The sequence below is a fragment of the Pseudomonas sp. CGJS7 genome (assembly GCF_036961695.1).
The window spans coordinates 1-25,965 of the sequence record NZ_JBAMDI010000091.1; the positions used below are offsets into that span (position 1 = coordinate 1).

Sequence of the window (25,965 nt, forward strand, 5' to 3'; positions counted from 1 at the left end):
CCGGCGATCCAGCGGACCGCCACGACAGGCAAACCTCGGGCCCACGCAAGCGGCGCCCTCGCCCAACCGCGGTCACACGTCCAGGGCATAATCGCCGGCTTGTCATTCCCAACGCCCGGCCCGCCCATGTCCAAGCTGCGTTCCGCTTCCGTCCTCCTGGTTCCCGCACTGTTGACCGCCTGCGCCGCGGCGGCGCCGGTCAGCCGCGCCGATGCGCCGGCGGCCGGGGTCGTCGTCGATGTCCCGCAGATCAAGCACCCGCAGGGCGAAACCCCGGCGTGGTGGTATCGCGACGGCGCCGCCCAGGCCGCGCAACGCGGCGCGTCCTCGGCCAAGGCCAAGAACGTGATCCTGTTCGTCGGCGACGGCATGAGCCTGACCACGGTGGCCGCCGCGCGCATCCTGGCCGGCCAGCTCAAGGACGCGCCGGGCGAAGAAAACCGCCTGAGCTGGGAACGCTTCCCCGCCACCGCGCTCAGCAAGACCTACAACACCGATTCGCAGACCCCGGATTCGGCCGGCACCATGAGCGCGATGGCCACCGGGGTGAAGACCCGCGCCGGCGTGCTCAGCATCGGCCAGGCCGGCCTGCGCGGCGACTGCGCCGCGGCCTTGCAGGCGCCGATGCTGACCTTGTGGGAACTGGCCGCCAGCAACGGCCTGGCCACCGGCGTGGTCACCACCACCCGCGTCACCCACGCCACCCCGGGCGCGACCTTCAGCCATTCGGCCGATCGCAACTGGGAAAACGACATGGACCTGACCGACAAGGCCAAGGCCCAGGGCTGCCTCGACATCGCCCGGCAAATGATCGAATCGCCCTACGGCACCGGCCCGGATGTGCTGATGGGCGGCGGCCGCGGCAACTTCATGACCGTCGAACAGCGCGATCCCGAATACGACGACAAGGTCGGCCAGCGCCTGGACGGCCGCGACCTGATCGCGACCTGGAAGCAGCGCCACCCCGGCGGCGCCTACGTCTGGAACGCCAAGCAATTCGCCGCCGCGCCCAAGGACAAGCCGCTGTTCGCGCTGTTCGAACCCGACCACATGCAGTTCGAACACGACCGCCCGCAAGACGGCGCGGGCGAGCCGTCGCTGGCGGAAATGACGCTGGCTGCGATCGAGCGGCTGAAGAAGGTGAAGGGCGACAAGGGTTTCGTGTTGCTGGTCGAAGGCGGCCGCATCGATCACGCCCACCACATGGGCAACGCCTACCGCGCGCTGACCGACACCATCGCGCTGAGCGAAGCGGTCGACGCGGCGAACAAGGCGACTTCGGCCGAGGACACCTTGATCCTGGTCACCGCCGATCACTCGCACACCCTGAGCTTCGTCGGCTATCCGACCCGCGGCAACCCGATGCTGGGCAAGGTGCGCGGCACCAGCGGCGAGGACGGCGACGCCAACGACTACGCCCGCGACGCGCTCGGCAAGCCCTACACCACGCTCAACTACAGCAACGGCCCGGGTTATACCGGCGCGAGTTCGCAGCAGCCCGAAGGCCCGCACAAGTTCCCGCACACCGCCAGCGGCATGCAGGAAATCGAGAAGGGTCGGCCCGATCTGACCCACGTCGATACGCAAGCGCCGGATTACATGCAGGAAGCCTTGGTGCCGACCAGCAACGAAACCCACGGCGGCGACGACGTCGGCATCTGGGCGCGCGGCCCGGGCAGCAGCGCGGTGCGCGGCAGCGTGGAGCAGAACACGATCTATCACTTCCTGATGCAGTCGATGCCGACGCTGCGCGCGGCGTTGTGCGGGAAGGGGGATTGCGATGGCAATGGGGTGCCGGTGACGTTGCCTAAGGCGGATGAGTTCAAGGGGAAGTGAGGTTCGCTTGATTTGCGGAGCAAATCCCCCCTGCCCCCCTTTTTCAAAGGGGGGGAACGGCACGGGGTTAGGAGGATTCGGTACTCAGCTGGAAAACAAAAACGGCGACCTCGCGGTCGCCGTTTTTTGTTGCGTCAGGGGCGCGAACCTTCAAACCGCCCCGCAACCAGTCTCCCCCTTTGAAAAAGGGGGATTAAGGGGGATTCGCTGTTAGCCTCAAAACGGCTTAGCCAACACCAACCAAACGATCGCGATCAACGCCAGCAACGGCAGCTCATTGAACAACCGCAACGTCCGCGAAGACGGCAACGCCCGGCCCTTGTCGAGCCCCTTGAGCCAGCGTCCGGTAAAGATGAAATACACCAGCAACACCGCCACCAACGTCAGCTTGACGTGCAACCACCCGCCGACCGCGAACATCTGCGGCAACCCGTCGCCGAACACCCGATACCCCTGCCACATCAACAACCCGCACAAGAACGCGATACCGAACATGATGTGGCCGAAGCGATACAGCTTGCGCCCCATCAACACCAGCCGCGCGCGCACCGCCGGCTCATCGCCGGCCTCGGCGATGTTGACCAGGATCCGCGGCAGATAGAACACCGAGGCCATCCAGGCGATCACGAATACGAGATGGAAGGTCTTGGTCCACAAATAGGCGTTCATCGCGGGCTTCCTGGAGGCAGGCTGGCAGTGACGGGAAAAGATGGCGATGCGGCCCGGAGCCGCGCGTCGCGTTAGGATGCCACGCTCCACCGCGACCCACGGCCACGATGAGCAAACAGTACGACGCCGATTACTTCCAACGCTGGTACCGCGACCCGGCCCTGAAAGACCAGGCCATCGGCGGCGCCGCGCGGCTGGCGCGCAAGGTCGCGCTGGCCGTCGCCAGCGCCGAGTACCACCTGGAACGCCCGATCCGCAGCGTGCTCGACATCGGCTGCGGCGAAGGCCCGTGGCGCGCGCCGCTGCTGAAACTGCGTCCGCGCGTGCAGTATCTCGGATTCGACAGCAGCGAATATGCCACTGCGCGCTTCGGTCGCAGCCGCAACCTGCATCTGGCCCGGTTCGGCGATTTCGAATTCCTGCGCCCGTGCGCGCCGGCCGATCTGCTGATCTGCAGCGACGTGCTGCATTACCTGGACACGCGCGAACTCGACCGCGGCCTGCCCGGCCTGGCCGAGTTGTGCGGCGGGGTGGCGTTTCTGGAGACCTTCACCCGCGAGGACGGGATCGAAGGCGATACGGTCGGGTTCAAGCGTCGGCCGGCGAAGTTCTATCGCGAGCGCTTCGCGGCGCAGGGGTTTGAGGCATTGGGTTCGCATCTGTGGTTGAGCCCGGCCCTGAGCGGCGGCACCGCGGCCCTGGAGACGCAGGGCTAAGCCCCAGCGCCCTTGCTGTTCCCCCCTTTGAAAAAGGGGGGCTAGGGGGGATTTGCTCTTGCTCGAACCAATCCCCCGCGCGCCACCCCGTCCCCACTTCGTACCTCCCGGGCCGCTCGCCCCCTTTTTCAAAGGGGGCGCCTGTTGACGGGGCGCCTTCCGGCATCGCCATTCACGCGACCGCCATCCCAATCCGTTATGCTGCGCCGCAGCAAACGCCCGCGCCGGAACCCGCTACGCTCCGGCGCCAGTACGTCCGCCACTGAGAGTCCGACCCGATGCTGCTTTACCAAATGCACGAACTCGGCCGCGCCTGGATGGCCCCGATGACCTACTGGGCCGACGCCGGCGCGAAGATGTTCGCCGCGCCCGGCAGCTGGTTGTCCTCGGTGCCCGGCGCCTCGCGCCTGGCCGCCGGCTACGAGTTGCTCTACCGCATCGGCAAGGACTACGAGAAGCCCGAGTTCGGCATCCACTCGGTCCAGATCGACGGCAACGCCTATCCGGTGATCGAACGCGAGATGCAGCGCAAGCCGTTCTGCCGGCTGCTGCGCTTCAAGCGTTACGCCGACGACGCCGACAACATCGCCGAGCTCAAGGACGATCCGCCGGTGCTGGTGGTCGCGCCGCTGTCGGGCCACCACAGCACCCTGCTGCGCGATACGGTCAAGACGCTGCTGCGCGACCACAAGGTCTACATCACCGACTGGGTCGATGCGCGCATGGTCCCGAGCGAGGACGGCGCCTTCACCCTGGACGATTACGTCGGCTACATCCAGGACTTCATCCGCCTGATCGGCGCCGACAGCCTGCACGTGATCAGCGTCTGCCAGCCGACCGTGCCGGTGCTGGCGGCGGTGTCGCTGATGGCCGCGCGCGGCGAAACCACGCCGCGCTCGTTGGTGATGATGGGCGGGCCGATCGACACCCGCGAAAGCCCGACCAAGGTCAACGACCTGGCCGTGCACAAGCCGCTGTGGTGGTTCGAAAGCAATCTGATCCATCACGTCCCGGCCAATTTCCCCGGCCGCGGCCGCCGCGTGTATCCCGGCTTCCTGCAACACAGCGGCTTTATGGCGATGAACCCGGAGCGGCATTTCCAGTCGCACTGGGATTTCTATCAGGATCTGCTCAAGGGCGACCTGGAAGACGCCGAATCGCATCGCCGCTTCTACGACGAATACAACGCCGTGCTCGACATGCCGGCCGAGTATTACCTCGACACCATCCGCGTGGTGTTCCAGCAGCACCTGCTGCCGCGCGGCCTGTGGGACGTGGCCGGCGAGCGGGTCGACCCGGGCGCGATCAAGAACACCGCGCTGCTGACCATCGAAGGCGAACTCGACGATATCTCCGGCCAGGGCCAGACCCGCGCCGCGCACACGCTGTGCACCGGCGTGGCCAAGAAAGACCGCGAGCACATCACCGTCGACGGCGCCGGCCACTACGGCATCTTCAGCGGCCGCCGCTGGCGCGAGCAGGTCTACCCGCGGGTGCGCGACTTCATCGCCAAGAACGCGGCGAAGTAACCTCTCGGCTTCGCGCCGCAACCGCAATCGCGCCGGCCCGTCCGGCGCGATTGCGTTTGCGCGGCCGCAAAACGCCGCCTATGCCCGATCGTTCGCGCCGCCTACAGGAAGGTCTGCTGGAACGATTGATCCGCGCAAACGACGAAGCCGGCCTCGCGGCCGGCTTCGTCGTTGTTGCGCATGGGTGCGGCCTGATTCAATCGCGCTGCGCCCACTGCACCAGCAAGTGCTTGGCCAACTGCGCATGCGCATAACCGATCGCCCGCGCCACATGCAGCATCGCGAACAACAGCACGATGCCGATCAACGCGCACACCGGCATCGCCCACGGCTCCCAAGGGCCGAAGAAGGTAAGGCCGTCGACCCGCACCAGGCCGTCGATCAGGCCGAACAACTGCGCCAGCGGCAGCAGGATCAGCGACAACGACAGCGCCAGCCCGGTCACCGCGATGCTGAAGTACAGCGTGCCCAGCGGCATCATCAGCAGCATGTACAGCAAGGTGCCCCAGGTCAGCGGATCGGTGAACATGTCCTTGATCCGCTGCATCCACGGCCGTTCGCGGTTGCTGTAACGCGGCCGCCGCGGCATGCGTTCGCCGAGCATGACCTCGACCATGCGCCCTTCCACCAGCGCCAGCACCCGCACCGAGCCGATGAACAGAATCAGCAGCGGCACGCCGATGATCAGGATCAGCAGGCCCAGCGAGAGCGAAGCGCCGGTGGTGACCCAGGTGAAGTAGAACGTGCCGGTGGCCAGCGACAGCAGCATGTACAGCAGCGCGCCGTAAGTGCGCGGCTCCAGCGCGACGCCGAAGAACCGGCCGATCAGCGACTTGCGCGGCGCCGGCTTGGGCGCGCGCAGCGCGGTCTGCACCTTGACCTCGGTGTCGCGGTAGATCTCGGCGACCTCATCGGGCGCGCCGTAGCTGCCGGCGACCGCGGCGATCACCTGCGCCTCGCTCTGGCCCGGGTTTTCGGCCATTTCCGAACGCAGATATTCCTCGGCGTCGTACAGCGCGTCCTGGATCAGGGCCGGATCGGCGCCGCGCAAGGCCGCGCGCAGACGATCGAGGTATTCGGGAATCGAATGCGGCAACGAACCGCTCTCGACGCTGGCGCCCGCCTGCGCCGATGCGCTCTCGCTCGAGGGCGCGTCGGAGTTCGGGTAGTGGCCTGTGCCGGCTATGGCGTTCATGAGTTCAGCCCCTGGAGTACGGAATCGACGGAATCGCGGGTGGCGCGCCAGGCCTGCGTCCATTCGCGCAGCACGGCCTGGCCGGTTTCGGTGATGCGGTAATAGCGGCGCGGCGGCCCGGTCACCGACGGCTCGACATAGCTGTCCAGCAAACCCGCCGCGCCCAGATTGCGCAGCACCGGATACAGCGCGCTCTGCTTGCCGCTGAGCACGCCCTCGCCTTCGCGCTCCAGGCGTTTGGCGATCTGGTAGCCGTACATCGGCTCCTCGGCCGCGCCCAGCACCGCCAGCAAAGCCAGCGAAACGGTGCCGGCGCTCAGCTCTTTCTGGAACTTGCGCAATTGGCTGTCGAGCTCGGTCACGGCGGGCCTCGGGCGGCAGGACTATCTTGGAGCTGATGCTATTGCGAAGTTCGGTATAGCGAATGTGCCGGTAGTCATAAGGGCAGGAGTGAGCGGAGAGGAGTGAGGAGTGAGCAAAAGCCAGAGCCACCCTCCGGCTTCTACTCACTCCTCACTCCTCTCCGCTCACTCCTCGCTATACCCGTTACGCTTCGCCAACCCACCGCCACCACCGGAGTCGCCATGGAATTTCCGCGTCCCGATCCGATCCAGCTGGCCCTGCTGCACCGTTTCGCCGGCGACTGGTCCGGCCCCGAGCTGGCCTCGCCTTCGCCCTGGGGCCCGGGCGGCCCGGCGACCGGCCACGGCAGCTACCGCGTCGGGCTGGACGGCACCGCGCTGTTGCAGGACTACCGGCAGGAGAAAGACGGCCAGGTGGTGTTCCGCGGCCACGGCGTGTTTTTGATCGAACCCGACAGCGGCGACGTGCTGTGGTGGTGGTTCGACTCGATGGGCTTTCCGCCGCAACCCGCGCGCGGGCATTGGCAAGGCGACACCCTGCATTTCGAAAAAGTCACCCCGCGCGGCGAAGCGCGCTACCGCTACGACTTCGCCGGCGACCGCTACCGCTTCACGATCGAAAACCGCTTCCCCGGCCAAAGCGATTTCGCCGAATTCATCCGCGGCGACTACGCCCGCCAATCCTGATCTGGAGATCGCCCATGCACCGCAAGCGCACCACCGCCCTGCTCGCCCTGGCCCTGAGCGCGGCGCTCGCCGCCCCGCTGAGCGCGCAGCCCAACGCGTCCGCGCCGGCCAAGGCCCGCACCATGCAGCAGGTCCTCGACGCCAGCCAGCCCACCGATTGGCGCACGCTGGACCCGCGCAACACCCTGTATCTGGAATTGGCGCGCGGCCGGGTGGTGATCGAACTGGCGCCGCAGTTCGCGCCCGAGCACGTGGCCAACATCCGCGCGCTGGCGCATAACGGTTATTGGAACGGGCTCAGCATCAACCGCTCGCACGACAACTACGTGGTGCAGTGGGGCGATGCCGACAGCGAAGATCCGGCCAAGCGCAAGCCGTTCGGCGACAAGGTCAAAAGCAAACTGCCGGCCGAGTTTTCGCGCAAGAGCGCCGGGCTGACGATGACGGTGCTGCCCGATCCCGACGGCTGGGCGCCGCAGGCGGGCTTCATCGACGGTTTCCCCGCCGCGCGCAGTTCCGACAAGGGCGACAGTTGGCTGGCCCATTGCTACGGCACCGTCGGCGCCGGGCGCGATCTGGCCGCCGATTCCAGCAACGGCACCGAGTTGTATGTGGTCATCGGGCAATCGCCGCGCCATCTGGATCTCAACATCACCACGGTCGGCCGGGTGATCCAGGGCATGGAACTGCTGTCGGCGCTGCCGCGCGGCACCGGCCCGCTGGGGTTCTACGCGACCGCGGCCGAGCGTACCCCGATCCGCGCGATCCGTTTGGCGGCCGATGTGCCCGAGGCGGAGCGGGCGAAGATCGAGGTGTTGCGTACGGATACGCCGTTGTTCGCGGACTTGGTGGAATCGCGGCGCAATCGGCAGGACGATTTTTACAAGCGGCCGGCGGGGCACATCAATATTTGTAATGTGCCGTTGCCGGTGCGTGAGGCTGGAGCGGCGAAGCGGTGACTTGAGCCCCTCTCCCGCTTGCGGCGCCCGAAGGGTGTGCAAGGCTGAGAGGGGTTGGGGTGAGGGCAAGCCAACTCGCGTCGTTGCTCGATAGGTCGCGCGCCCTCATCCGCCCTGTCGGGCACCTTCTCCCGCGAGCGGGAGAAGGAAAAGCGGTGATTGAGCCCCTCTCCCGCTTGCGGGAGAGGGGTTGGGGTGAGGGCCACGAGACGACGATCGCTTTCGCGACCTGATCGCCCCTCATCCGCCCTTCGGGCACCTTCTCCCGCTAGCGGGAGAAGGGAAAGCGGTTAGCCCGCGTGCGTACCGACTCTTCCCAGCAACTGATGCTGGAACAAACACATCCGCACCACATCGTGATAACGCCCGTCGCTGAAGAACTCATCGACCAGCACGCCTTCGCGCTGAAACCCGGCGTCTTCGTAGATCTGAATCGCGCGGTGGTTATCGACGTCCACCAGCAAGTACAGCTTGTAAAGATTCAACACCCGAAACGCGTAGTTGATCGCCAACCGGGTCGCCGCGCGCGCATAGCCGCGACGCTGCTGCTCGGGCGAAATCATGATCAGAAACTCGGCGCGCCGATGCAGATGATCGATTTCCACCAACTCCACCAGCCCCACCCGCTCCTGACCGCCGTCCTGAACGATGAAACGGCGCTCGGACTGGTCGTGGATGTGCTTGCGGTACAACTCCTCCAGCTCCACGAACGACTCGTAAGGCTCTTCGAACCAATAACCCATCACGCTGCGGTTGTTGTTGAGCACGTGGACGAAATGCAGATCGCCGCGTTCCAGCGGGCGCAATGTGACGCCGTTGACGGGAGCCGGCGGCGAAACGGTTTCGGAGGTCGTATTCATGCCCACTAGCCTACTCGCACCCCATGCAGCCGGTGTGACGCTTTGTGACGCTTCACGCGCTCTTAGCCGGCGCCTGCCTAGCCTGCGGGCTCCCCTCGCTGTCAGGCCACCGCCATGCCCCTGCTTCGATTGCGCATCACCGGCAACGACGACGACGCCCGTGCGATCGGCAATCTGCTGTCCAGCCTGGACGGCATCGAGCACGTCGAGGAAGTCGCCGATCTGATGCCGCACATGGACGATTCCGATTCCAGTTCCGCCGGCTTGCCCGACGACGCCGGCCCCGGCGTGCACGAACTGGAAATCGACGCGCCCAATCCATCGACCGCCAACAAAGTCCGCGAAGCGGTCGAGGCGCTGGCCTTCGATCTGGACGTGCTGGTCGAGTTCGAGAGCGAAGAAGAACGCTGAGGCCGGGCGCGCCGCGCCCGGCCTCGACGAAAAGCCTTAGCCCGCCGCCGCCTTGCGCCGCTTGCGCGCGCGCCACAGCTTCAGCAGCAGCCACAAGCCGATGCCGCCGACGATGCTCACCGGCAGCAACACCGCGAAGGCGCGGATCAGGAACGCGATCACCGCCGCGACGATGCCGCCGAAGTCGCGCAAGGCCTCGCCGATCTCGCTGCGGCTTTCCTGGCTGCGGGTGGTCTGGAAATTCAAGGTGACCAGTTGGGTGGAGATGCGCCGCTGCTGTTGCGCGGCTTCCTGCTGCGCGCCCTGCAACTGCGATTCGATCTCGGCGATGCGGTTGGACAGGGTCAACACGTCGGCGATCTTCAGGTCCTTGCGGCCCTGGAATTCGAGCAGCCGCGCATGTTCCTTGCTCAGCCGGTCCTGCAGCATCGCGTTGTCGCGCACCGCGGTGGCCAGATCGTCGGCCTGGATGCTGCGCTCGGAGATTTCATCGCCCTTGCCGGCCACGCCGATCAGCGGCTCCACGCCGCTGGGCACGATCCGCACCTGCAGCATCGCCGAGGGATCGTCGCCGCCGCTCTGGGTCATGCCCAGCACCGCGCAGGCGCCGAACTTGCCGGAGCTGCAGGCGCTCTGCACCGCCGCAGCCTGAGCAGCGATGCGCTCGCCCGGCAGCCGGATCTGGACGCGGTGCTCGTAAGCCAGCAACACGCCCAGGTCGGGCTTGTCGGCGTCGCCGCCGCCGGACCCGGGCTTGGCCATGTTCGCCATCGGCACTGCCGGCGCGTATGCGGCGTCCTCGGCCTTCATCTCGCTGTGTTTCTGGCTGCAACCGGCCAGCATCGCCGCGCCCAGCAATGCGCCGCTCAGCAGCATCGCGCCGGTCCGTGCGGCGATCGATTTCGTATCCATCGTGCGTTCTCTCCCGCCATCAGTGGCAGACGGCACTATGCCATCACCGCGCGCCCGATCCAGCCCGGCCCGCGTCGCCCACCAGCGGATCAACGAACGCACGCGCGGTTCGGGGTCGATCCCGGAAACGAAACGGGCGACAGGCGAATCCGTCCGGATCCGCCCGCCGCCCGTTTCCAGGTCGTGCCTGCCGCGTTTAGAACTTGTGCTTGAAACCGACGGTCACGAACCGCCCCAGCGCGTCGTACTGGCTGATGTCGTACGGCAGCGCGCCGCCGGCCGGATCGAACGGCGGCGCCTTGTCGGCGAGGTTCTGCACCGACACATACAAGGTCGTATCGCGCAGGCCTTCATAGCCCAGGTACAGATCGAACTGATGGTAATCGTCGACCTTGGCGCTCAGGCCCGGATTGCTGCGCGCATCGACCACCTGCTGCTTGTAGCCGCCGATGTAGCGCCACGACAGCTGCGCGTTCCAGTCGCCGCGGGCGTACGCCAGCGAGCTGATGCCGCGCCACTTCGGCAACGCGCCGAAGCGGTTGCCGCCGGCGCCTTCCAGCGCGCTCTGCCCGGCGATCTGCGGCCGCTCGTAACTCAGCAGGCGGGTCCACGTGCCGTCCAGGGTCCACGAGGAATCGCCGGCATGCCACACCTTGCGGCCTTCGATATCGAAACCGGTGGTGGTCAGCGACCCCTGGTTGGTGTAACGGTTCTCGACCAGCTGCAAACGGCCCTGCGCGTCGCGGGTGATCCGGCCGGGGTTGCTTTGCGGGTTGGAGACGACGTACTGCACATCGTCCGACGCGATCAGGTCGTCCTGGCGGATGCGGTACAGATCGATGCCCACACTGGTGTCGGCGTCGGGCGCCCACAACACGCCCAGGTTGACGTTGCTGGAACGCTCGGCCTTCAGATCCGGATTGCCCGCGCGCAGGATGGTCACGCCGCGCGAAGCGCCCGGCTGGACCGGGTCGAACGGATCGATCACCGAGCCGTAGCTGATGGTGGTGCTCTGAGCGATTTCCGGCAGCGACGGCGCGCGGAAACCGCGCGAAGCGTTCAAGCGCAGCAGCCAATCGTCGCTGACCTGCCAGCGCACACCCAGCTTGGGCGAGAACGCGCTGCCGAAGTCGCTGTAGTGATCGCCGCGGCCGGCCAGCTGCACTTCCACCTGCTCCCACGGCTTGAGGCTGAATTCGGAGAACGCCGCGGCGACGCGGCGGTCGCCGTCGATCAGGTTGATCGCCGGGCGCAGTTCGGTGCCCGACAGCACTTGCGGGCTGGTGCGCGCGTCCTGGGCCTCATCGCGGAACTCGACGCCGGCGGCGACGCCGACATCGCCGGCGCGCCACTGCCAGGGGAAACCGGAAATCTTGCCGCTCAAGGTGCTCAAGCGGTACGTGCCCGGGCGACGGGTCGACAGACGCAGCGCGTCCAACACGCCCGGCGTGCGCGAGGGGTTGAGGAAATCGTAGCTGCCGTTGGCCAGTACTTGCTCGAACGCGTAGCGGTTGAGGAAGTTGCGCACGTACTCGTGCTGCTCGCTCTGCGAATGGCTGCCGGCGACTTCCCAATCCCACACCTCGCCCTTGCCGCGCACGCCGAACAGCACGCGCGAGAACTCGGACTTGTTGATCTTGTAGCGCGCGCCCAGGTCCAGGAACGAATACTCGAACGGGGTCGGCACCGCGTTGGGATTGTTGGGATGGCCGACCGGCAGCACCGCCGGAATATCGACCAGGCGCCCGGTGCTGCGGTCGTAAGCGCGCAGACCCGCGCCGACCGTCATCGGCGCGCTGAAATAAGTGCCGTTGTGGCTGGTGCTGTAGATGATTTCGCCGAAGCCCTGGACCTTGTCGTTGAACCACACATCGCCGGCGACCAAGGCCTGATAGCGCTCGACGTCGGGAATCAGGGTGCGGTAGGGCTGGGTGTTGAACGCGCAGGCGTTGCCCGGCAGCGGGCTGCCGAAATCGCTGTACGGACGCGACTGGGTGCCCGGCTGGCAAGCGAATGCCACCGGCGCGCGCGGATTGGTCAGGAACGCGCCGCCCTGGTTCGACCAACCGGCCAAGCGGCCGCCGGGCTGATCGCGGTAGTCGCCGTCGCGGGTGAGGTCGCGTTCGTCGGCGTTGAGCTGGCCGCGCTTGAACACGTCCAGGCTGAAACGCAGGCTGTAGCCGTCCGCGCTCGGATCGCCGTGGCCGGCGCGCAGGCCGATGCTGTGTTGATCGATGCCGCCTTCGGTCGCCGCACCGTACGCGGCGTCGAGTTCGATGCCTTCGATCTTGCGGCGCAGGATCAGATTGACCACACCGGCGATCGCATCGGAACCGTACAGCGCCGAGGCGCCGTCCTTGAGGATTTCCACCCGCTCGATCGCGCCCAGCGGCAGCGCGTTGAGATCGACGAAGTTGTCCTGGGTGTTGTGGGCGAAGCCGTACGACGCCACCCGATAGCCGTTGACCAGCACCAGGGTGTTCTTCTGGCTCAAACCGCGCAGCGACACGCCGGCCGAACCGTTGGCGAAGCTGCCGGTGTACTGCTCGTTGAAGCTGTTGCCGCTGTTGACGGTGAGGCTGCGCAGCAGGTCGGAGACGGTGACCTTGCCGCTCTTTTCGATCTGCGCGCGGTCGATCACCAACACCGGATTGACGCCGGCTTCGTCGCTGCGCTTGAGGTTGCTGCCGGTGACCTGGACCGCGTCCAGGGTCACGCCGGGTTCGGCGGCCGCATCGGCGGCTTGCGCCAGCGGCGCGGCCAGGGCCAAGGCCAGCGCCAACGACAAAGGTCGGTAACGCACTGCGGGATTGCGAACGGACTGGGACATCGGGATTCCTGCAAGACGTGGGAGAGGGAAACGGAAGAAAAAGCCGGCCCGCGACGGCGCGCGGCCGCCGCCGTTGCGCTCAGCGCAACGCGGTCGTTGGGAGGGGAGAGAGACGAATGCGGTCTTGACCGCAGGTCGCCCGCCGCGCGGGACGGTGGGAAAGGTTCGGCAGGTTTGGCCGGCGATCGCTCAGCGCGTCGGCGTCACCCGCCCGCTACACATGCACATCGCGCACATTCGCGCGAGCGATGGGCGGGTGCGCAAGCGCGAAACGGGCAATGCGGGCGATGCGGACGACATGAGCGGCAACCTGAAAACCGGGGAACGAATGCGAGGCGTGCGCGGAGCGCGGCAGTCTCAGCGCCGACACATCGTCATTCGACACCCGCCGACGACGCGGCGATTGGCGGATGAGATGCGGGTCGGACGGGGTGCGTTCACGGCGATGGTTTCGGTTGCGGAGGAAGGTCACGGCTCGGGCCGGCGACGGGCTTATGTTGCATCGCGATAAAGCGATGTCAATCAAGTCGCACAACCGGATTGGCTAAAAAATCGCCAGCCACGCCGTTCGAGCCGAGCCGCCACACACCGCCCTGTTCAGCCGCAACGCCCGCCACGCAAGGCGATCGAGGGTTTGGCCGGGGACGGCGCGAAGATCGGTCTGGGCGCCCGGCCGCATGAGGGCATGACGGATGGTTATGAAACCACCCCCGCCTAGCCCCTCGAAATAGGACCCCCGCCACAGCAAATGCGCAGCAATGGCGCCGCAGCCCCTGTAGGAGCGGCGCAAGCCGCGACCGCGCCAAGCAAACGCCGGCGCCCCCGGCAGTGGCCCCAAAGCGATCGCGTCGGTACGTACTGCGGTTCGAACCGGGATTGCGTTCAGACCTCGGGCTCACGCCGGCCATCCATTGCCGCGGTCGCGGCTTGCGCCGCTCCTACAGGGGCTGCGGCAGCGGCTTGGCCACGTGAGACGTGGCCCAGCGCGGCCAGCGAAACGTCGTAAATCGGCCCAGACCAATGACCCATGCGGCGGTCATGCGCATGCCCTATCCTGCGCGCCAAGCGGCCCCGGCCGTCCCCCGTCACCGAGAAATCCCATGCGTTCGCCGCATCGCACTTCGCCCGTCCTCGCCCTCCCCGCTGCCCTGCTCGCCCTGGCCATGACCGCCTGCACGCCGCAAGAAGCGCCCGCCCCAACCGCCGCCGCCGCGACCGCCCAGGCCGCCGCCACCGCCGCCGATCCGGCGGTCGACGCCGCCTTCGCCGCGCTGTCCAAGCGCTGGCTCGACGGGGTCATGGCGGTCAATCCGATCGCCGCGACCCAGATCGGCGATCACCGTTACGACGGCGAGATCGACGACCTCAGCGCGGCCGGCCGCCAGCGCCAGCTCGATTTCAACAACCAGATGCTGGCCGAACTGGACAAGATCGACGCCACCAAGCTCTCGCGCGAGAACCAGGTCGACGCGCTGATCCTGCGCAACCGCCTGCGCGCGGACGTGTGGTCGATCCAGACGTTGCAGAGTTGGGCCTGGGACCCGCTGGTCTACAGCGGCCTGGCCGGCGATGCGATCTACAACCTGATGGCGCGCGAGTTCGCGCCGATGCCGCAGCGCCTGCAGTCGGCGACCGCGCGCATGGAGAAGATCCCGCAGATCTTCGCCCAGGCCCGCGCCAACCTCGATCCGGCGCGGGTGCCGAAGATCCACGCCGAGACCGTGGCCAAGCAGAACGCCGGCGTGCTCAGCCTGATCGACACCTTCATCACTCCCAACGCCGGCCAGCTCAAGGGCGCCGAGCGCAAGCGCCTGGACGCGGCGGTCGCCGGCCTGCGCAAGGCGGTGGCCGAACAGCAGCAGTGGCTGGACGAGACCCTGGTGCCCAACGCCAAGGGCAACTTCCGCATCGGCCAGACCCTGTACGACGAAAAGCTGAAGTTCTCGCTGAACTCCTCGCTCTCGCGCGCCGAGATCCAGCAGCGCGCGCAGGCCGAACTGGCGCGCGTGCGCGGCGAGATGTACGCGATCGCCCAGCAGCAGCTCAAGGACAAGCCGGGCGCGCCCGCGCTGCCCGACAAGCCCACGCCGGAACAGCAGCAGGCGGCGATCGAAGCGGCGTTGGAGTTGGCCTACGCCGACAAGGCGCCGCCGGACAAGGTGGTCGAGTTCGCCAAGCAGACCCTGGCCGACGCGACCGCGTTCACCCGCGCCAAGAATCTGGTGACCGTGCCCGACGCGCCGGTCAAGGTGATCCTGATGCCGGAATTCCAGCGCGGCGTGGCGCTGGCCTACTGCGATTCGCCGGGCCCGCTCGACAAGGGCCTGGACACCTACTACGCGATCTCGCCGATCCCGAAAGAATGGGACAAAACCCAGGTCGACTCGTTCCTGCGCGAATACAACACGCGCATGATCCATCTGCTGTCGATCCACGAAGCCATGCCCGGCCACTACCTGGAAGGCGCGCATTCGGCCAAGGCGCCCTCGACCCTGCGCGCGGTGCTGCGCTCGGGCGTGTTCGCCGAAGGCTGGGCGGTCTATACCGAGGACATGATGGCCGACGCGGGTTATCTGGACAGCGACCCGTTGTTCCGTCTGGTCCAGCTCAAGTTCTATTTGCGCAGCCTGGGCAACGCCATCGTCGATCAGGGCGTGCAGGTGGACGACTGGACCCGCGAGCAGGCGATCGAGTTCATGACCAAGCAGACCTTCCAGCAGGAACGCGAAGCCGCCGGCAAGTGGGTGCGCGCGCAGCTGACCTCGGCGCAGTTGCCGACGTATTTCGTCGGCGCGCAGGAGCATTTCGATATGCGCAAGGCGGTCGAGGCGCGGCTGGGGCCGAAGTTCGACCTGAAGGCTTATCACGATCAGGTGTTGTCGTACGGGGCGCCGCCGGTGCGGTTTGTGCGTGAGTTGATGTTGGATGAGCCGATTCGCTGAGGGATGACCTTGCGCTGCCCTCATCCGCCCTTCGGGCACCTTCTCCCGTAAACGGGAGAAGGGAAGATCTGCTTGAGCCCCTCTCCCGCTTGCGGGAGAGGGGTTGGGGTGAGGGCTACCCCTACCTCAAGGCAACCGCACCCGCTGCCCATTGCCCGCGTTGCAATCCCAAATCTGCAACTGCGTCCCCGGCACCGCCGCGCCATTGGGCACGTCCAGGCAACGCCCCGACTGCGGATTGCGCAAGGTGCCGTCGGTGAAGTGCTGCCACTTCTGCGCTCCGGTGCCGTTGCAAGCCCACAACTGCACCTTGGAGCCGTTGGCGGTGCCGCTGGAGGAAATGTCCAGGCATTCCGCGCCGCCGGCGATCTTCAGCGAGAACGTCGAATCGGTGTTATTGGCCACGCTCCACTGCTGGTCGCTGGCGCCGTCCACACAGGCCTGGATCTCGGCCTGACGGCCGCTGCGGTTGCCGACGCAATAGCCGGCCAATCCCGCGAACGCGATCGGCCGCCCCGCCACCGGCGCGATCACCTGCGCCGCGCTGGCGTTGCAATCCCAGATCTGCAACTGGGTGCCGATCGCATTGGTTCCGTTGGGCACGTCCAGGCAACGTCCCGCCTGCGGATTGCGGTAGCTGCCGTTGCCCAGCGACTGCCACTTCTGCGCGCCGGTGTTGTTGCACGACCACAACTGCACTTTTGAACCGTTGGCGGTGCCGCTGGAAACGATGTCCAAGCATTGGCCGCCGATCTTGAGGTTCAAGGTCTGATCCCCGATGCGGGCGAAGGTCCATTGCTGGCCGCTGGCGTTTTCATCGCAGGCGCGCAACTCGACCCGGCCGGCGCGGCTGCCGACGCAGCGCCCGGCGATGCCCGGGAAGTTCAGGGCCACGCCCGCGACCGGCGCGCCGGTCATCTCGCGCCACAGCTGGTTCGGGGTCTTGCCGGTCAACGACACGAACGCGCCGTCGATGTCGTCGTCGATCTGCCCGCCCTCGTGCTTGGCGATGTTGAGCATGCGCACGAAATCGGGAAGGTTGTACTGCCGGGAAATCCAGGCGAGGAAGTACGAGCCTTCGCTGTAACCCGACAGATAGGTCTTGCCGACCGGCAACGCGATCGGATCGCGGTCGTGCAGGACGAATTCGCGCGCCCAGTCGGCCATGCCTTCGGTGATCCAGTCGCCGCGTTTGTGTTGCTGGGCGACGTGGGTCGATTCGTGCAGGAACATGCCCAGATCGTTGGGGTTCTTGCGCGCGTAGTCCGCGCTCACCACCATCGTGGTGCCGCTGACGTAGGCCACGCCGGTATAGGCCGGGTCGATCTTGATCGTGTACGCCGGCGGCGGTGCGTAGTCGGGGAAGGCGATTTGGTCGGAGATCTTGGGATACCAGCTCTTCACGAACGGCAGCACCGTGCCCTGCATCCACGCCTGCAGGTCGGTGGCCTGCGAGTAGTCCAGGGTGATGTTGGGAATCGGCGTGCCCGCGGTCGGATACGCAACCGCCAAGGCCGCGCTCAGCGGCGACGGCGCGCCGGCGCCGTCGACGGCCTGCACCTGATAGCTGTAGTTCTGGCCGGCGGCCACGTTGGCGTCGATGTAGCCGTTGCCGTTCTTCTCGGGAAAGTCCGCGTGAAAACCCGGCACGACCGTGCCGACTTTGACGCCGTTGCGGAAGATGTCGTAACGCGCGACCGGCCCGCCGCTGGCGCTGGGAATCCAGCGCAAGGCGGTGCTGCCGCCGCCGGTGTAGGCCTGCAAGCCGGTCGGCGCGGAAGGCGCGGCCAGTGCGAGCTGTGGAATCGACGCGGCGGCCAAGGCGATGGCCAGCGCGGCGGGCATCGCGCGCGAAGTCAGACGATCAGTCATGGAATGTGCTCGTTGAGGGAGGTGGCGAGGGAGCGCCGCGATCCCGCGCCGATCGCCGCTTGCGCGAACAGCGCGGAGCGCTTGGCGCGGCTATCGCGGCTTGGCTCCGTGGCGAACGCTAGCAGCGAGGCAACCGCGGACTCGCGCACTGAATGCACAGAACGCGGCCGAGGTGACAGCCATCATCCCGAATCGATCCGATGCGGCTGTTCGATGCATCTGCGTTCGCGAATGCGCTGCCGCGGTTGCGAACTGCGACGCAATCGACGCGTCGTCGCTGAGCGAACCAAATCGATTCGGCGTTAACGTGACATCCGCCACGCGGCGATGGCGCAGCCGCGCAAAGTTCGGCGGAACGCGTCGTCATGCGCGCGATGAAAAGTGCGCGTGCGGGAACGGCCGCTTCGGCGAGTGGCCCGGTATCCGCTCGCATCGGCTACATCGACGCGACATCCGCGGCGAAAGGCCGCCCTCTTACCCAAACACCCCGCGCGCGGAAGGAAACGCCTCGAACAAATCCTCCACCGCCCCACAGCGATCCGCGTCGTACCCCGGCAGCAAGCCCAGTTCCCGTTTGAACCGCTCGCTGCGCAGGATCGCCAACACCTCGCCCAAGCCCGGCGCCGCCAGCGTCTGCTCGCGCACCAGAAAGAAGTAGTGCTCCGAGGCGATCGGCAAAAACTCCTGGCCATAGCGCCGCGCCGGAGTCTCCAGGCCGAAGCCGACATCGGCCATCCCGCTGGCGACATACGCCGCAACCGCGGCATGGGTGAGTTCGTCGATACCGCAGCCGCGGATATCGCGGATCGAATGCCCCTGCTTGGCCAACATCCGCTCAAGCAATAGCCGTGCCCCGGAACCGGGCTGGCGATGGATGAAACGCACGTCCTCGCGCAGCAGATCGGACAGCGCGCGAATCCGCTTGGGATTGCCCGGCGCGACGATCAGACCGATCCGCCGGGTGGCCAGATGCAAGGCGCGGTCGCCGAGCGGATCGATCCGGTCGGCGTAGTGGCGCAGGATGTCGCTTTCGAATTCGCCGATCGGCAGGTGCACGCCGGCCAGGTCGCAATCGCCCGAACGCAGCGCCGCCAGCGCTTCGCCGGGGCTGCGGTACTTCAGATCCACCGCGATGCCGGCGTCGTCGAGAAACCGGCGCAGGGTTTCCACCGCGAACCCGTGCGCCGCGTGCAGCCGCGGCGGCGCGGCCTGGGCGCTGAGCACCCGGCCGAGTTCCACTTCGACCTCCGAGGCCAGACTGTCCAGGGTCGGCGCCAGCCGCGCGGCGATGCGCTGGTCGGCCCAGACCAATCGTTCGCCGAGTGCGGTGAGCTTGGCGCCGCGGCCGCGGGTGGTGCGCATCAGCGGCGCGCCGAACAGCGCGCGCGAGGACTGCAGCACGCCCCAGGCGTAGCGGTACGACAGGTCCAGCTCGCGGCAGGCCGCGGCCAGCGAACCGGTCGCGTGCACGCCCAGCAGCAACTCGATCAGCTTGGGCGGCAACGGCTGGCCGTCGGCGGCGCGCAGCGTCCACTTGGGTTGGATCAGCACTTTGAACATGACGACTCCTTAAGGCATCCGCACGGACGTTGCATGGCGGCGGCGGGCGATGCGAACGCCGATCGGATCGATGCGTTGCGCGATCGGCGATATCGACTTGAGACTTGTTGCCGTACAGCGCGCAGCGATCTTGGCAATGATGGCGGGCCGATCCGCTCGCCCGACCGGATCGCACGCGCGAGGATGCGCCGATGCCGCCGGCACGCGCCCGCGCGTTCGGCTATCGTCCTGGCGCGCCACCGCTTCGAACACGACAACAGCAAGGATGATCGGTCCATGGGCGTTTCTCTGCGTTTACTGTGCGCGCTCGCCGCGGCGACGATGCTGGCGTCCTGCGCCGGCGGCGCCGCGCGCGACTCGGCGCACGGCGACATCCGCATCGTCCGCATCGAGGCGGCGGCGATGGATCCGGACGCGCTGTCCGATCCCAACAACGTCCCGGTCGCCAACGAATGCAAAACCTGGAAGCTGCGCCCGGATCAGGCCGCGCGGTTCTTCCGCCTGGCTAAGCAATACCCGACCGCCGACGGGCAAGGCGTGGGCCACGATTTCTATTGGTTGCCGTGTTCGATCCGCGGCCAACTGACCGCCGCCGACGGCGCCTGGGATTTTTCGATCAACGGCGCCGCCACCGGCACCTGGCGCCGCGGCGAGACCGTGCGCCAATGGGGTTGCCGCGATCGCCGCTGCAAGCCGCTGGTGCTGTTGATGCCCGACGACGGCGAGCAATGAGGGCCGCGGCGATGACGGCAACGGTTCCGACACGCCCCGTCGGACCTCGCCCCAGCCGCCGCCGCGCCAGCAGCGAACCTGAAACACCCGCACAGATAATAGGCTGTCCATAGCCGATTATTAGACTACCCGGTGATATACGCCACACCCCAGCTGAGTTAGCCTCGCTGGCGCTTCTGGACCATCCCCCCCGTGCCGCAATCCGGCACGTATGTCCTGAAGTACATATTTAGGTACAACCCGCAAGCCGCACTATCGGAGGGGTCCAGGCATGTCCAGTGAGAGCGCAGTGGTCGCAGCACCGCAAACGGCGGCAGAGGGGTTGTTGGCGAAGGAACGGATCGTCGCCAAACCGGGTTTCAACCGCTGGCTGGTGCCTCCGGCCGCGTTGGCGATCCATTTGTGTATCGGCATGGCCTACGGCTTCAGCGTGTTCTGGCTGCCGTTGTCCAAGGCCATCGGCATCGATCAACCGCTGGAATGCGCCAAGGACATGGGCTTTCTCGCCCGTGTGTTCGCCACCGGCTGCGACTGGAAAGTCAGCGAGCTGGGCTGGATGTACACCTTGTTCTTCGTCCTGCTGGGTTGCTCGGCGGCGATCTGGGGCGGCTGGCTGGAACGCGCCGGTCCGCGCAAGGCCGGCGTGGTCTCTGCGCTGTGCTGGTGCGGCGGCCTGGTGATCTCGGCGATCGGGATCAAGACCCATCAGATCTGGATGCTGTGGCTGGGCTCGGGCGTGATCGGCGGCATCGGCCTGGGGCTGGGCTACATCTCGCCGGTGTCGACCTTGATCAAATGGTTTCCCGACCGCCGCGGCATGGCCACCGGCATGGCGATCATGGGCTTCGGCGGCGGCGCGCTGATCGGCAGCCCGCTGGCCGACACGCTGATGAAGCACTTCGCCACGCCGCACTCGGTGGGTGTGTACGAAACCTTCCTGACCATGGCCGCGCTGTATTTCGTGTTCATGATGGCCGGCGCGTTCGGCTACCGGATTCCGCCGACCGGCTGGAAGCCCGCCGGCTGGACGCCGCCGCCGGCCAGCACCAACGCGATGATCACCCACCAGCACGTGCACGTGAAAAAGGTCTGGGGCATTCCGCAGTTCTGGCTGCTGTGGGGCGCGCTGTGCCTCAACGTGTCCGCCGGCATCGGCGTGATCGGCATGGCCTCGCCGATGTTGCAGGAAGTCTTCGGCGGCAAGTTGATCGGCGTGGACGGCGGGATCAAGTCGCTGGATCCGACCCAACTGGGTCTGATCGCCAGCATCGCCGCCGGCTTCACCGGCCTGCTGAGCCTGTTCAACATCGGCGGGCGGTTCTTCTGGGCGTCGACCTCGGACTTCATCGGCCGCAAGATGACCTACGTGGTGTTCTTCGTGCTCGGCTTCGTCCTCTACGCCGCCGCGCCCAGCGCCGGCTCCGCCGGCAGCATCGCGGTGTTCGTGGGGATCTTCTGCGTGATCCTGTCGATGTACGGCGGCGGCTTCGCCACCATTCCGGCCTATCTGGCCGATCTGTTCGGCACCCAGATGGTCGGCGCGATCCACGGCCGCCTGCTCACCGCCTGGGCCACCGCCGGCATCCTCGGCCCGGTGGTGGTGACCTACATGCGCGACTACCAGCTCGGCCTGGGCATGCCGCCTTCGCAGGTCTACAACACCACCATGTATATCCTGGCCGGGATGCTGGTGCTGGGCCTGGCGTGCAATCTGATGGTGCGCCCGGTGGCGCAGAAGCACTTCATGACGCCGGAAGAACTGGCGCGCGAAAAAGCCCTCGCCCACGAGAAGACCGGCAGCAACGGCCAAGCGCTGTATTCGCCCGAGCAAATGGCCCTGGTCGGCCACGGCGGCAATCCGGCGTTGGTGCTCGCGGCCTGGGCCGCGGTCGGTATCCCGTTGGCCTGGGGCGTGTGGGTGACCCTGCAAAAGGCCTTCGTGCTGTTCCATTGAGGCCATCGGCCGCGGCGCGCCAGCGCGCTGCGGCCCCACCATCGACATGAGCATTCCGCGCACCCTGCCCGACACCGAACCCGACGCCGACCGCGCCGGCGCGGTGCAGCGCAAGGTGCGTCGGCATCGCGGCGCGCACACCCGCGAGGTGGTCGATGCGATCGCCGCAGAAGTGCCGGTCGCGCTGATCTATAACGGCGCGCCGTTCGCGGTGATGATGGCCACGCCCGAGGATCTGGCCGACTTCGCGCTCGGGTTTTCGCTCAGCGAGGGCATCGTTGCGGGCGCGGAAGAATTGCGGGTCGAGGACATCTCGACCTCGCTGGAAGGCATCACCGTCGCGCTGAGCGTCCCGGCCGAACGCGCCGCGGCGCTGGAGCACCGCCGGCGCAATCTGCAAGGCCGCAGCGGCTGCGGCGTGTGCGGCACCGAAAGCATCGAAGCGGTGTTGCGGCCGCCGCCGCGGGTGGCCGATAGCCAAGCGCTGCACGAGCGCGCCCTGCAACGCGCGCTGCGCGAGTTGCGCCTGCGGCAACCGCTCAACGCGCTCACCGGCGCCACCCACGCCGCCGGTTGGGCCGACGCCGACGGCCGCGTGCTGCTGGTGCGCGAAGACGTCGGCCGCCACAACGCGCTCGACAAACTGATCGGCGCGCTCAGCGCGGCCGGGCTCGATCCCGCGCAAGGCTTCGCCGTGGTCACCAGCCGCGCCAGTTACGAGATGGCGATGAAAGCCGCGCACGCCGGCATCCCGCTGCTGGCGGCGATCTCCGCGCCGACCGCGCTGGCGATCGCCCTGGCCCAGAGCGCCCATCTGACCCTGATCGGCTTCGCCCGCGACGACGGCTACGCCGTGTACACCCACTCTCAACGCTTGCTGGAAACCCAGGCCGGCGAACCCGACGCCGCGCGCGACGCGATGGAATCCAACTCATGAGCAAGAATCCCATTCGCCCCTACGACGGGCCCGCCGGCGGCTGGGGCGCGCTGCGCAGCGTGGCCAAGCATTTGCTGGAACAGGACGTGCCGGTGCACGGCGCGCGCACCCTGCTCTCGGCCAACCAGCCCGACGGCTTCGACTGCCCCGGCTGCGCCTGGCCCGACCGCGACCACACCTCCACCTTCGAGTTCTGCGAAAACGGCGCCAAGGCCGTCGCCGCCGAAGCCACCAAGCACCGCGCCACGCCGGAGTTGTTCGCCCAGTACACCGTCGCCGAACTGGCGCGCTACAGCGATCACTGGCTGGAAAACCAGGGCCGGCTGACCCATCCGATGCGCTGGGACCCGGCCAGCGACAAATACCTGCCGGTGAGCTGGGACGAAGCCTTCGCCCGCATCGGCGCGCATCTGAACGCCTTGGCCTCGCCCGATCAGGCCTTGTTCTACACCTCCGGCCGTTGCAGCAACGAGGCCGCGTTCCTGTACCAGTTGTTCGTGCGCGAGTACGGCACCAACAACTTCCCCGACTGCTCCAACATGTGCCACGAGCCTTCCGGCACCGCGATGAAGGCGCAGATCGGCATCGGCAAGGGCACGGTGCAACTGCGCGATTTCGAGCTGACCGAAGCGATCTTCATCTTCGGCCAGAACCCGGGCACCAACCACCCGCGCATGCTCGGCGAGTTGCGTCAGGCGGCCAAGCGCGGCTGCGCGATCGTCTCGTTCAATCCGCTGCGCGAACGCGGCCTGGAGAAATTCGCCGATCCGCAGGACAAGCTGGAGATGCTGCACAACGGCTCGACCCGGATTTCCTCGGATTATTTCCAGTTGCGCATCGGCGGCGATCTGGCCGCGGTCAAGGGCATGATCAAGCGCGTGCTGGAAACCGACGCGCAAGCCCGGCGCGAGGGCCGCGAACGCGTCATCGACACCGCCTTCATCGCCGAACACACCCGCGGCTTCGAACATTTCGCCGCCGAGATCGAGGCCGAGTCCTGGGACACCATCGTCGCCGAATCCGGCCTGTCGCGGGCCGAACTCGAACGCGCCGGCGATATCTACCTCAATGCCAACAGCGCGATCTGCTGCTGGGGCATGGGCATCACCCAGCACAAGCATTCGGTGGCGACGATCCAGATGATCGTCAATCTGATGCTGCTGCGCGGCAACATCGGCCGCCCCGGCGCCGGCCCGTGCCCGGTGCGCGGGCACAGCAACGTCCAGGGCGACCGCACCATGGGCATCTACGAGAAGCCCGCGCCGGCGTTTCTGGACCGGCTGCGCGACGTGTTCGGTTTCGAACCGCCGCGCGCGCACGGTCACGACACCGTCGGCGCGATCGAAGCCATGCTCGACGGCCGCTGCAAGACCTTCTTCGGCCTGGGCGGCAACTTCGCCACCGCCACCCCGGACACCGAAGCCACCCATCGCGCGCTGCGCCGCTGCGATCTCACCGTGCACGTCACCACCAAGCTCAACCGCAGCCATCTGGTGCACGGGCGCGACGCCTACATCCTGCCCTGCCTGGGCCGCACCGAGATCGACATCCAGGAAGCCGGCGCGCAAGGCGTCACGGTCGAGGATTCGATGAGCATGGTGCACCTGTCGGCCGGCATCAACGCGCCGGCCGATCCGATGCTGTTGTCGGAACCGGCGATCGTCGCGCGCCTGGCCCACGCCACCCTCGGCGCGCGCAGCAAGGTGCCGTGGCTGTGGCTGATCGGCGATTACGACCGGATCCGCGACAAGATCGCCGAAGTGTTCGACGACTTCTACGATTTCAACCAGCGCGTGCGCGTGCCCGGCGGCTTCCACCTGACCAATGCCGCCGGCGAACGGCGCTGGCTCAATCGCGAGGGCAAGGCCTTGTTCAAGGCCCATGCCGTGCCGACCGACCTGCCGGTGCACCGCGCCCGCGCCGCGCGCCAGCAGCCGGTGTTCACCCTGGCGACCACCCGTTCGCACGACCAATACAACACGACCATCTACGGCATGAACGACCGCTACCGCGGCGTGTTCGGCGAACGCCGGGTGTTGTTCATCAACGCCGAGGACATCGCCGCGCTGGAGATGAAGGCCGGCGACTGGGTCGATCTGGAAAGCCTGTGCGACGACGGCGTCAAGCGCGTCGCCAAGCGCTTCTTGCTGGTCGAATACAACATCCCGCGCGGCTGCCTGGCCGCGTACTACCCGGAAACCAATGCGCTGGTGCCGCTGTCGAGCTTCGCCGACGAAGCGCGCACGCCGACCTCCAAATCGATTCCGGTGATCGTGCACCCGCACGCGCCGCAGGCCGCGCAAGGCCTGCAATCGGCGCGGGACATCGGCCTTGTCCGAGTTGACTGAGCCGTTGCTGGCGATGCTCGCCGGCGAAGCCGGCGGCGTGTCGCTGCCGCGCCTGTGCAAGCGGCTGGGCGTGCGCATGAGCGTGCTGCTGCGCGAGTTGGCCTGGATCGGCGAGGAAACCATCGGCGAGCACCGCGGACCCGGCTGGGTGCGGGTGCAGGCGCACGGCGACAGCAGCGTGGCGGTGTTGACCGAAAGCGGTCGCGAGCGTCTGCGCACGGGCGAACGCTCCGACTGATCCGCGCTCCCGGGAACGGGAGCGACGGACGCTTATCGTCGCGGGCTCAGAACGCGCGCCCGTTCACCGGCACGATCTTGATCGAGGCCAGATCGATCCCTTCCAGGCAGCGGATATTGATCGCCGTCATCGCGGTGCCGTCCGGCATCGTGCCCTGACTGAAAGACGCGATGCCGCAGTGCTTGCAGAAGTGGTGATCGATCGAATGCTTGTTGAAGTGATAAGTGCCCAGGTCGGCCGGATCGGCCTTGAGCGCGAACGCGCTGCGCGGCACGAACCAGAGCAAGCCGCCGCGACGCTGGCACATCGAACAATTGCAATCGATCGCCTGATCGATCTCGCCTTCGACTTGGTAAGCGACCTTGCCGCAATGGCAGCCGCCGGTATACGTGGTCATGCGCATGCTCCCGTCCCGA

At 67.1% G+C, this 25,965-nt stretch carries 21 protein-coding genes; 12 read left to right on the forward strand and 9 right to left on the reverse strand.

Translation table 11 applies throughout. From position 1 onward, the window contains the following. The first annotated feature begins 126 nt into the window (after positions 1 to 126). Complete coding sequence (locus V7787_RS36815) at positions 127 to 1,836, forward strand: alkaline phosphatase (protein WP_336092476.1); 1,710 nt, start codon at positions 127 to 129, stop codon at positions 1,834 to 1,836. Positions 1,837 to 2,052: 216 nt separating this feature from the next. On the opposite strand, the gene V7787_RS36820 is transcribed toward V7787_RS36815, so the two are convergent. Next, entirely contained in the window at positions 2,053 to 2,505 is a 453-nt protein-coding gene (locus V7787_RS36820) for a CopD family protein (protein WP_336092479.1), read from the reverse strand. A gap of 107 nt (positions 2,506 to 2,612) precedes the next feature. Here V7787_RS36820 and V7787_RS36825 point away from each other — a divergent pair, with 107 nt between their 5' ends. Next, positions 2,613 to 3,221 carry a class I SAM-dependent DNA methyltransferase gene (locus V7787_RS36825; RefSeq protein WP_336092482.1) on the forward strand — a complete coding sequence of 203 codons (609 nt, stop codon included), beginning with the start codon at positions 2,613 to 2,615 and terminating at the stop codon, positions 3,219 to 3,221. Between the two features lie 278 nt (positions 3,222 to 3,499). Beyond that, the gene (locus V7787_RS36830; RefSeq protein WP_336092485.1) at positions 3,500 to 4,750 is read left to right on the forward strand and encodes a polyhydroxyalkanoate depolymerase; all 1,251 of its coding nucleotides are present in this window, start codon (positions 3,500 to 3,502) and stop codon (positions 4,748 to 4,750) included. A gap of 196 nt (positions 4,751 to 4,946) precedes the next feature. Here the strand turns inward: V7787_RS36830 and V7787_RS36835 are convergent, their stop codons facing one another. Further along, a complete protein-coding gene (locus V7787_RS36835; protein WP_336092488.1) occupies positions 4,947 to 5,945 on the reverse strand; it encodes a sensor domain-containing protein in 999 nt (332 codons plus the stop codon). Then, positions 5,942 to 6,307, reverse strand: a complete 366-nt coding sequence (locus V7787_RS36840; RefSeq protein WP_336092490.1) for a PadR family transcriptional regulator — start codon at positions 6,305 to 6,307, stop codon at positions 5,942 to 5,944. The genes V7787_RS36835 and V7787_RS36840 overlap by 4 nt, the downstream gene beginning before the upstream one ends. Before the next feature lie 222 nt (positions 6,308 to 6,529). Between V7787_RS36840 and V7787_RS36845 the strand changes: the two genes are divergently transcribed. Both V7787_RS36845 and V7787_RS36850 read left to right on the forward strand, forming a co-directional pair. After that, on the forward strand, positions 6,530 to 6,994 hold the full coding sequence (locus V7787_RS36845) for a hypothetical protein (RefSeq protein WP_336092493.1): 465 nt from the start codon (positions 6,530 to 6,532) through the stop codon (positions 6,992 to 6,994). Positions 6,995 to 7,008: 14 nt separating this feature from the next. Beyond that, on the forward strand, positions 7,009 to 7,953 hold the full coding sequence (locus V7787_RS36850) for a peptidylprolyl isomerase (RefSeq protein ID WP_336092496.1): 945 nt from the start codon (positions 7,009 to 7,011) through the stop codon (positions 7,951 to 7,953). 290 nt (positions 7,954 to 8,243) lie between these two features. On the opposite strand, the gene speG is transcribed toward V7787_RS36850, so the two are convergent. Continuing rightward, positions 8,244 to 8,813, reverse strand: a complete 570-nt coding sequence (gene speG / locus V7787_RS36855) for a spermidine N1-acetyltransferase (RefSeq protein ID WP_336092499.1) — start codon at positions 8,811 to 8,813, stop codon at positions 8,244 to 8,246. Positions 8,814 to 8,927: 114 nt separating this feature from the next. Between speG and V7787_RS36860 the strand changes: the two genes are divergently transcribed. After that, on the forward strand, positions 8,928 to 9,224 hold the full coding sequence (locus V7787_RS36860) for a hypothetical protein (protein WP_336092502.1): 297 nt from the start codon (positions 8,928 to 8,930) through the stop codon (positions 9,222 to 9,224). Between the two features lie 36 nt (positions 9,225 to 9,260). On the opposite strand, the gene V7787_RS36865 is transcribed toward V7787_RS36860, so the two are convergent. Both V7787_RS36865 and V7787_RS36870 read right to left on the reverse strand, forming a co-directional pair. Continuing rightward, complete coding sequence (locus tag V7787_RS36865; RefSeq protein WP_336092504.1) at positions 9,261 to 10,136, reverse strand: DUF4349 domain-containing protein; 876 nt, start codon at positions 10,134 to 10,136, stop codon at positions 9,261 to 9,263. Between the two features lie 196 nt (positions 10,137 to 10,332). Further along, positions 10,333 to 12,966, reverse strand: a complete 2,634-nt coding sequence (locus V7787_RS36870) for a TonB-dependent receptor (protein WP_336092507.1) — start codon at positions 12,964 to 12,966, stop codon at positions 10,333 to 10,335. 1,100 nt (positions 12,967 to 14,066) lie between these two features. On the opposite strand from V7787_RS36870, the gene V7787_RS36875 reads away from it, so the two are divergent. Then, on the forward strand, positions 14,067 to 15,908 hold the full coding sequence (locus V7787_RS36875; protein ID WP_336092509.1) for a DUF885 domain-containing protein: 1,842 nt from the start codon (positions 14,067 to 14,069) through the stop codon (positions 15,906 to 15,908). 126 nt (positions 15,909 to 16,034) lie between these two features. On the opposite strand, the gene V7787_RS36880 is transcribed toward V7787_RS36875, so the two are convergent. Next, positions 16,035 to 17,780, reverse strand: a complete 1,746-nt coding sequence (locus V7787_RS36880; protein WP_336092511.1) for a ricin-type beta-trefoil lectin domain protein — start codon at positions 17,778 to 17,780, stop codon at positions 16,035 to 16,037. 474 nt (positions 17,781 to 18,254) lie between these two features. After that, entirely contained in the window at positions 18,255 to 19,340 is a 1,086-nt protein-coding gene (locus tag V7787_RS36885) for a substrate-binding domain-containing protein (RefSeq protein ID WP_336092514.1), read from the reverse strand. Between the two features lie 33 nt (positions 19,341 to 19,373). Between V7787_RS36885 and V7787_RS36890 the strand changes: the two genes are divergently transcribed. The 5 genes from V7787_RS36890 to V7787_RS36910 all read left to right on the forward strand — a co-directional run bounded on the left by V7787_RS36890 (position 19,374) and on the right by V7787_RS36910 (position 25,549). Further along, positions 19,374 to 20,072 (forward strand): hypothetical protein, encoded by a 699-nt coding sequence (locus V7787_RS36890; protein ID WP_336092516.1) that lies wholly within the window; start codon positions 19,374 to 19,376, stop codon positions 20,070 to 20,072. A 271-nt stretch (positions 20,073 to 20,343) separates the two neighbouring features. Beyond that, positions 20,344 to 22,026: an OFA family MFS transporter gene (locus V7787_RS36895; RefSeq protein ID WP_336092519.1), complete on the forward strand. Its 1,683-nt coding sequence runs from the start codon at positions 20,344 to 20,346 to the stop codon at positions 22,024 to 22,026. 46 nt (positions 22,027 to 22,072) lie between these two features. Next, positions 22,073 to 22,963: a formate dehydrogenase accessory sulfurtransferase FdhD gene (gene fdhD, locus V7787_RS36900; RefSeq protein WP_336092522.1), complete on the forward strand. Its 891-nt coding sequence runs from the start codon at positions 22,073 to 22,075 to the stop codon at positions 22,961 to 22,963. Then, the gene (locus V7787_RS36905) at positions 22,960 to 25,311 is read left to right on the forward strand and encodes an FdhF/YdeP family oxidoreductase (RefSeq protein ID WP_336092524.1); all 2,352 of its coding nucleotides are present in this window, start codon (positions 22,960 to 22,962) and stop codon (positions 25,309 to 25,311) included. Before fdhD ends, V7787_RS36905 begins: the two co-directional genes overlap by 4 nt. Beyond that, complete coding sequence (locus V7787_RS36910; RefSeq protein ID WP_336092526.1) at positions 25,295 to 25,549, forward strand: hypothetical protein; 255 nt, start codon at positions 25,295 to 25,297, stop codon at positions 25,547 to 25,549. Before V7787_RS36905 ends, V7787_RS36910 begins: the two co-directional genes overlap by 17 nt. A gap of 46 nt (positions 25,550 to 25,595) precedes the next feature. Here V7787_RS36910 and V7787_RS36915 read toward each other — a convergent pair whose 3' ends face one another. Further along, positions 25,596 to 25,946, reverse strand: a complete 351-nt coding sequence (locus V7787_RS36915) for a GFA family protein (protein WP_336092529.1) — start codon at positions 25,944 to 25,946, stop codon at positions 25,596 to 25,598. Between the last annotated feature and the right edge of the window lie 19 nt (positions 25,947 to 25,965).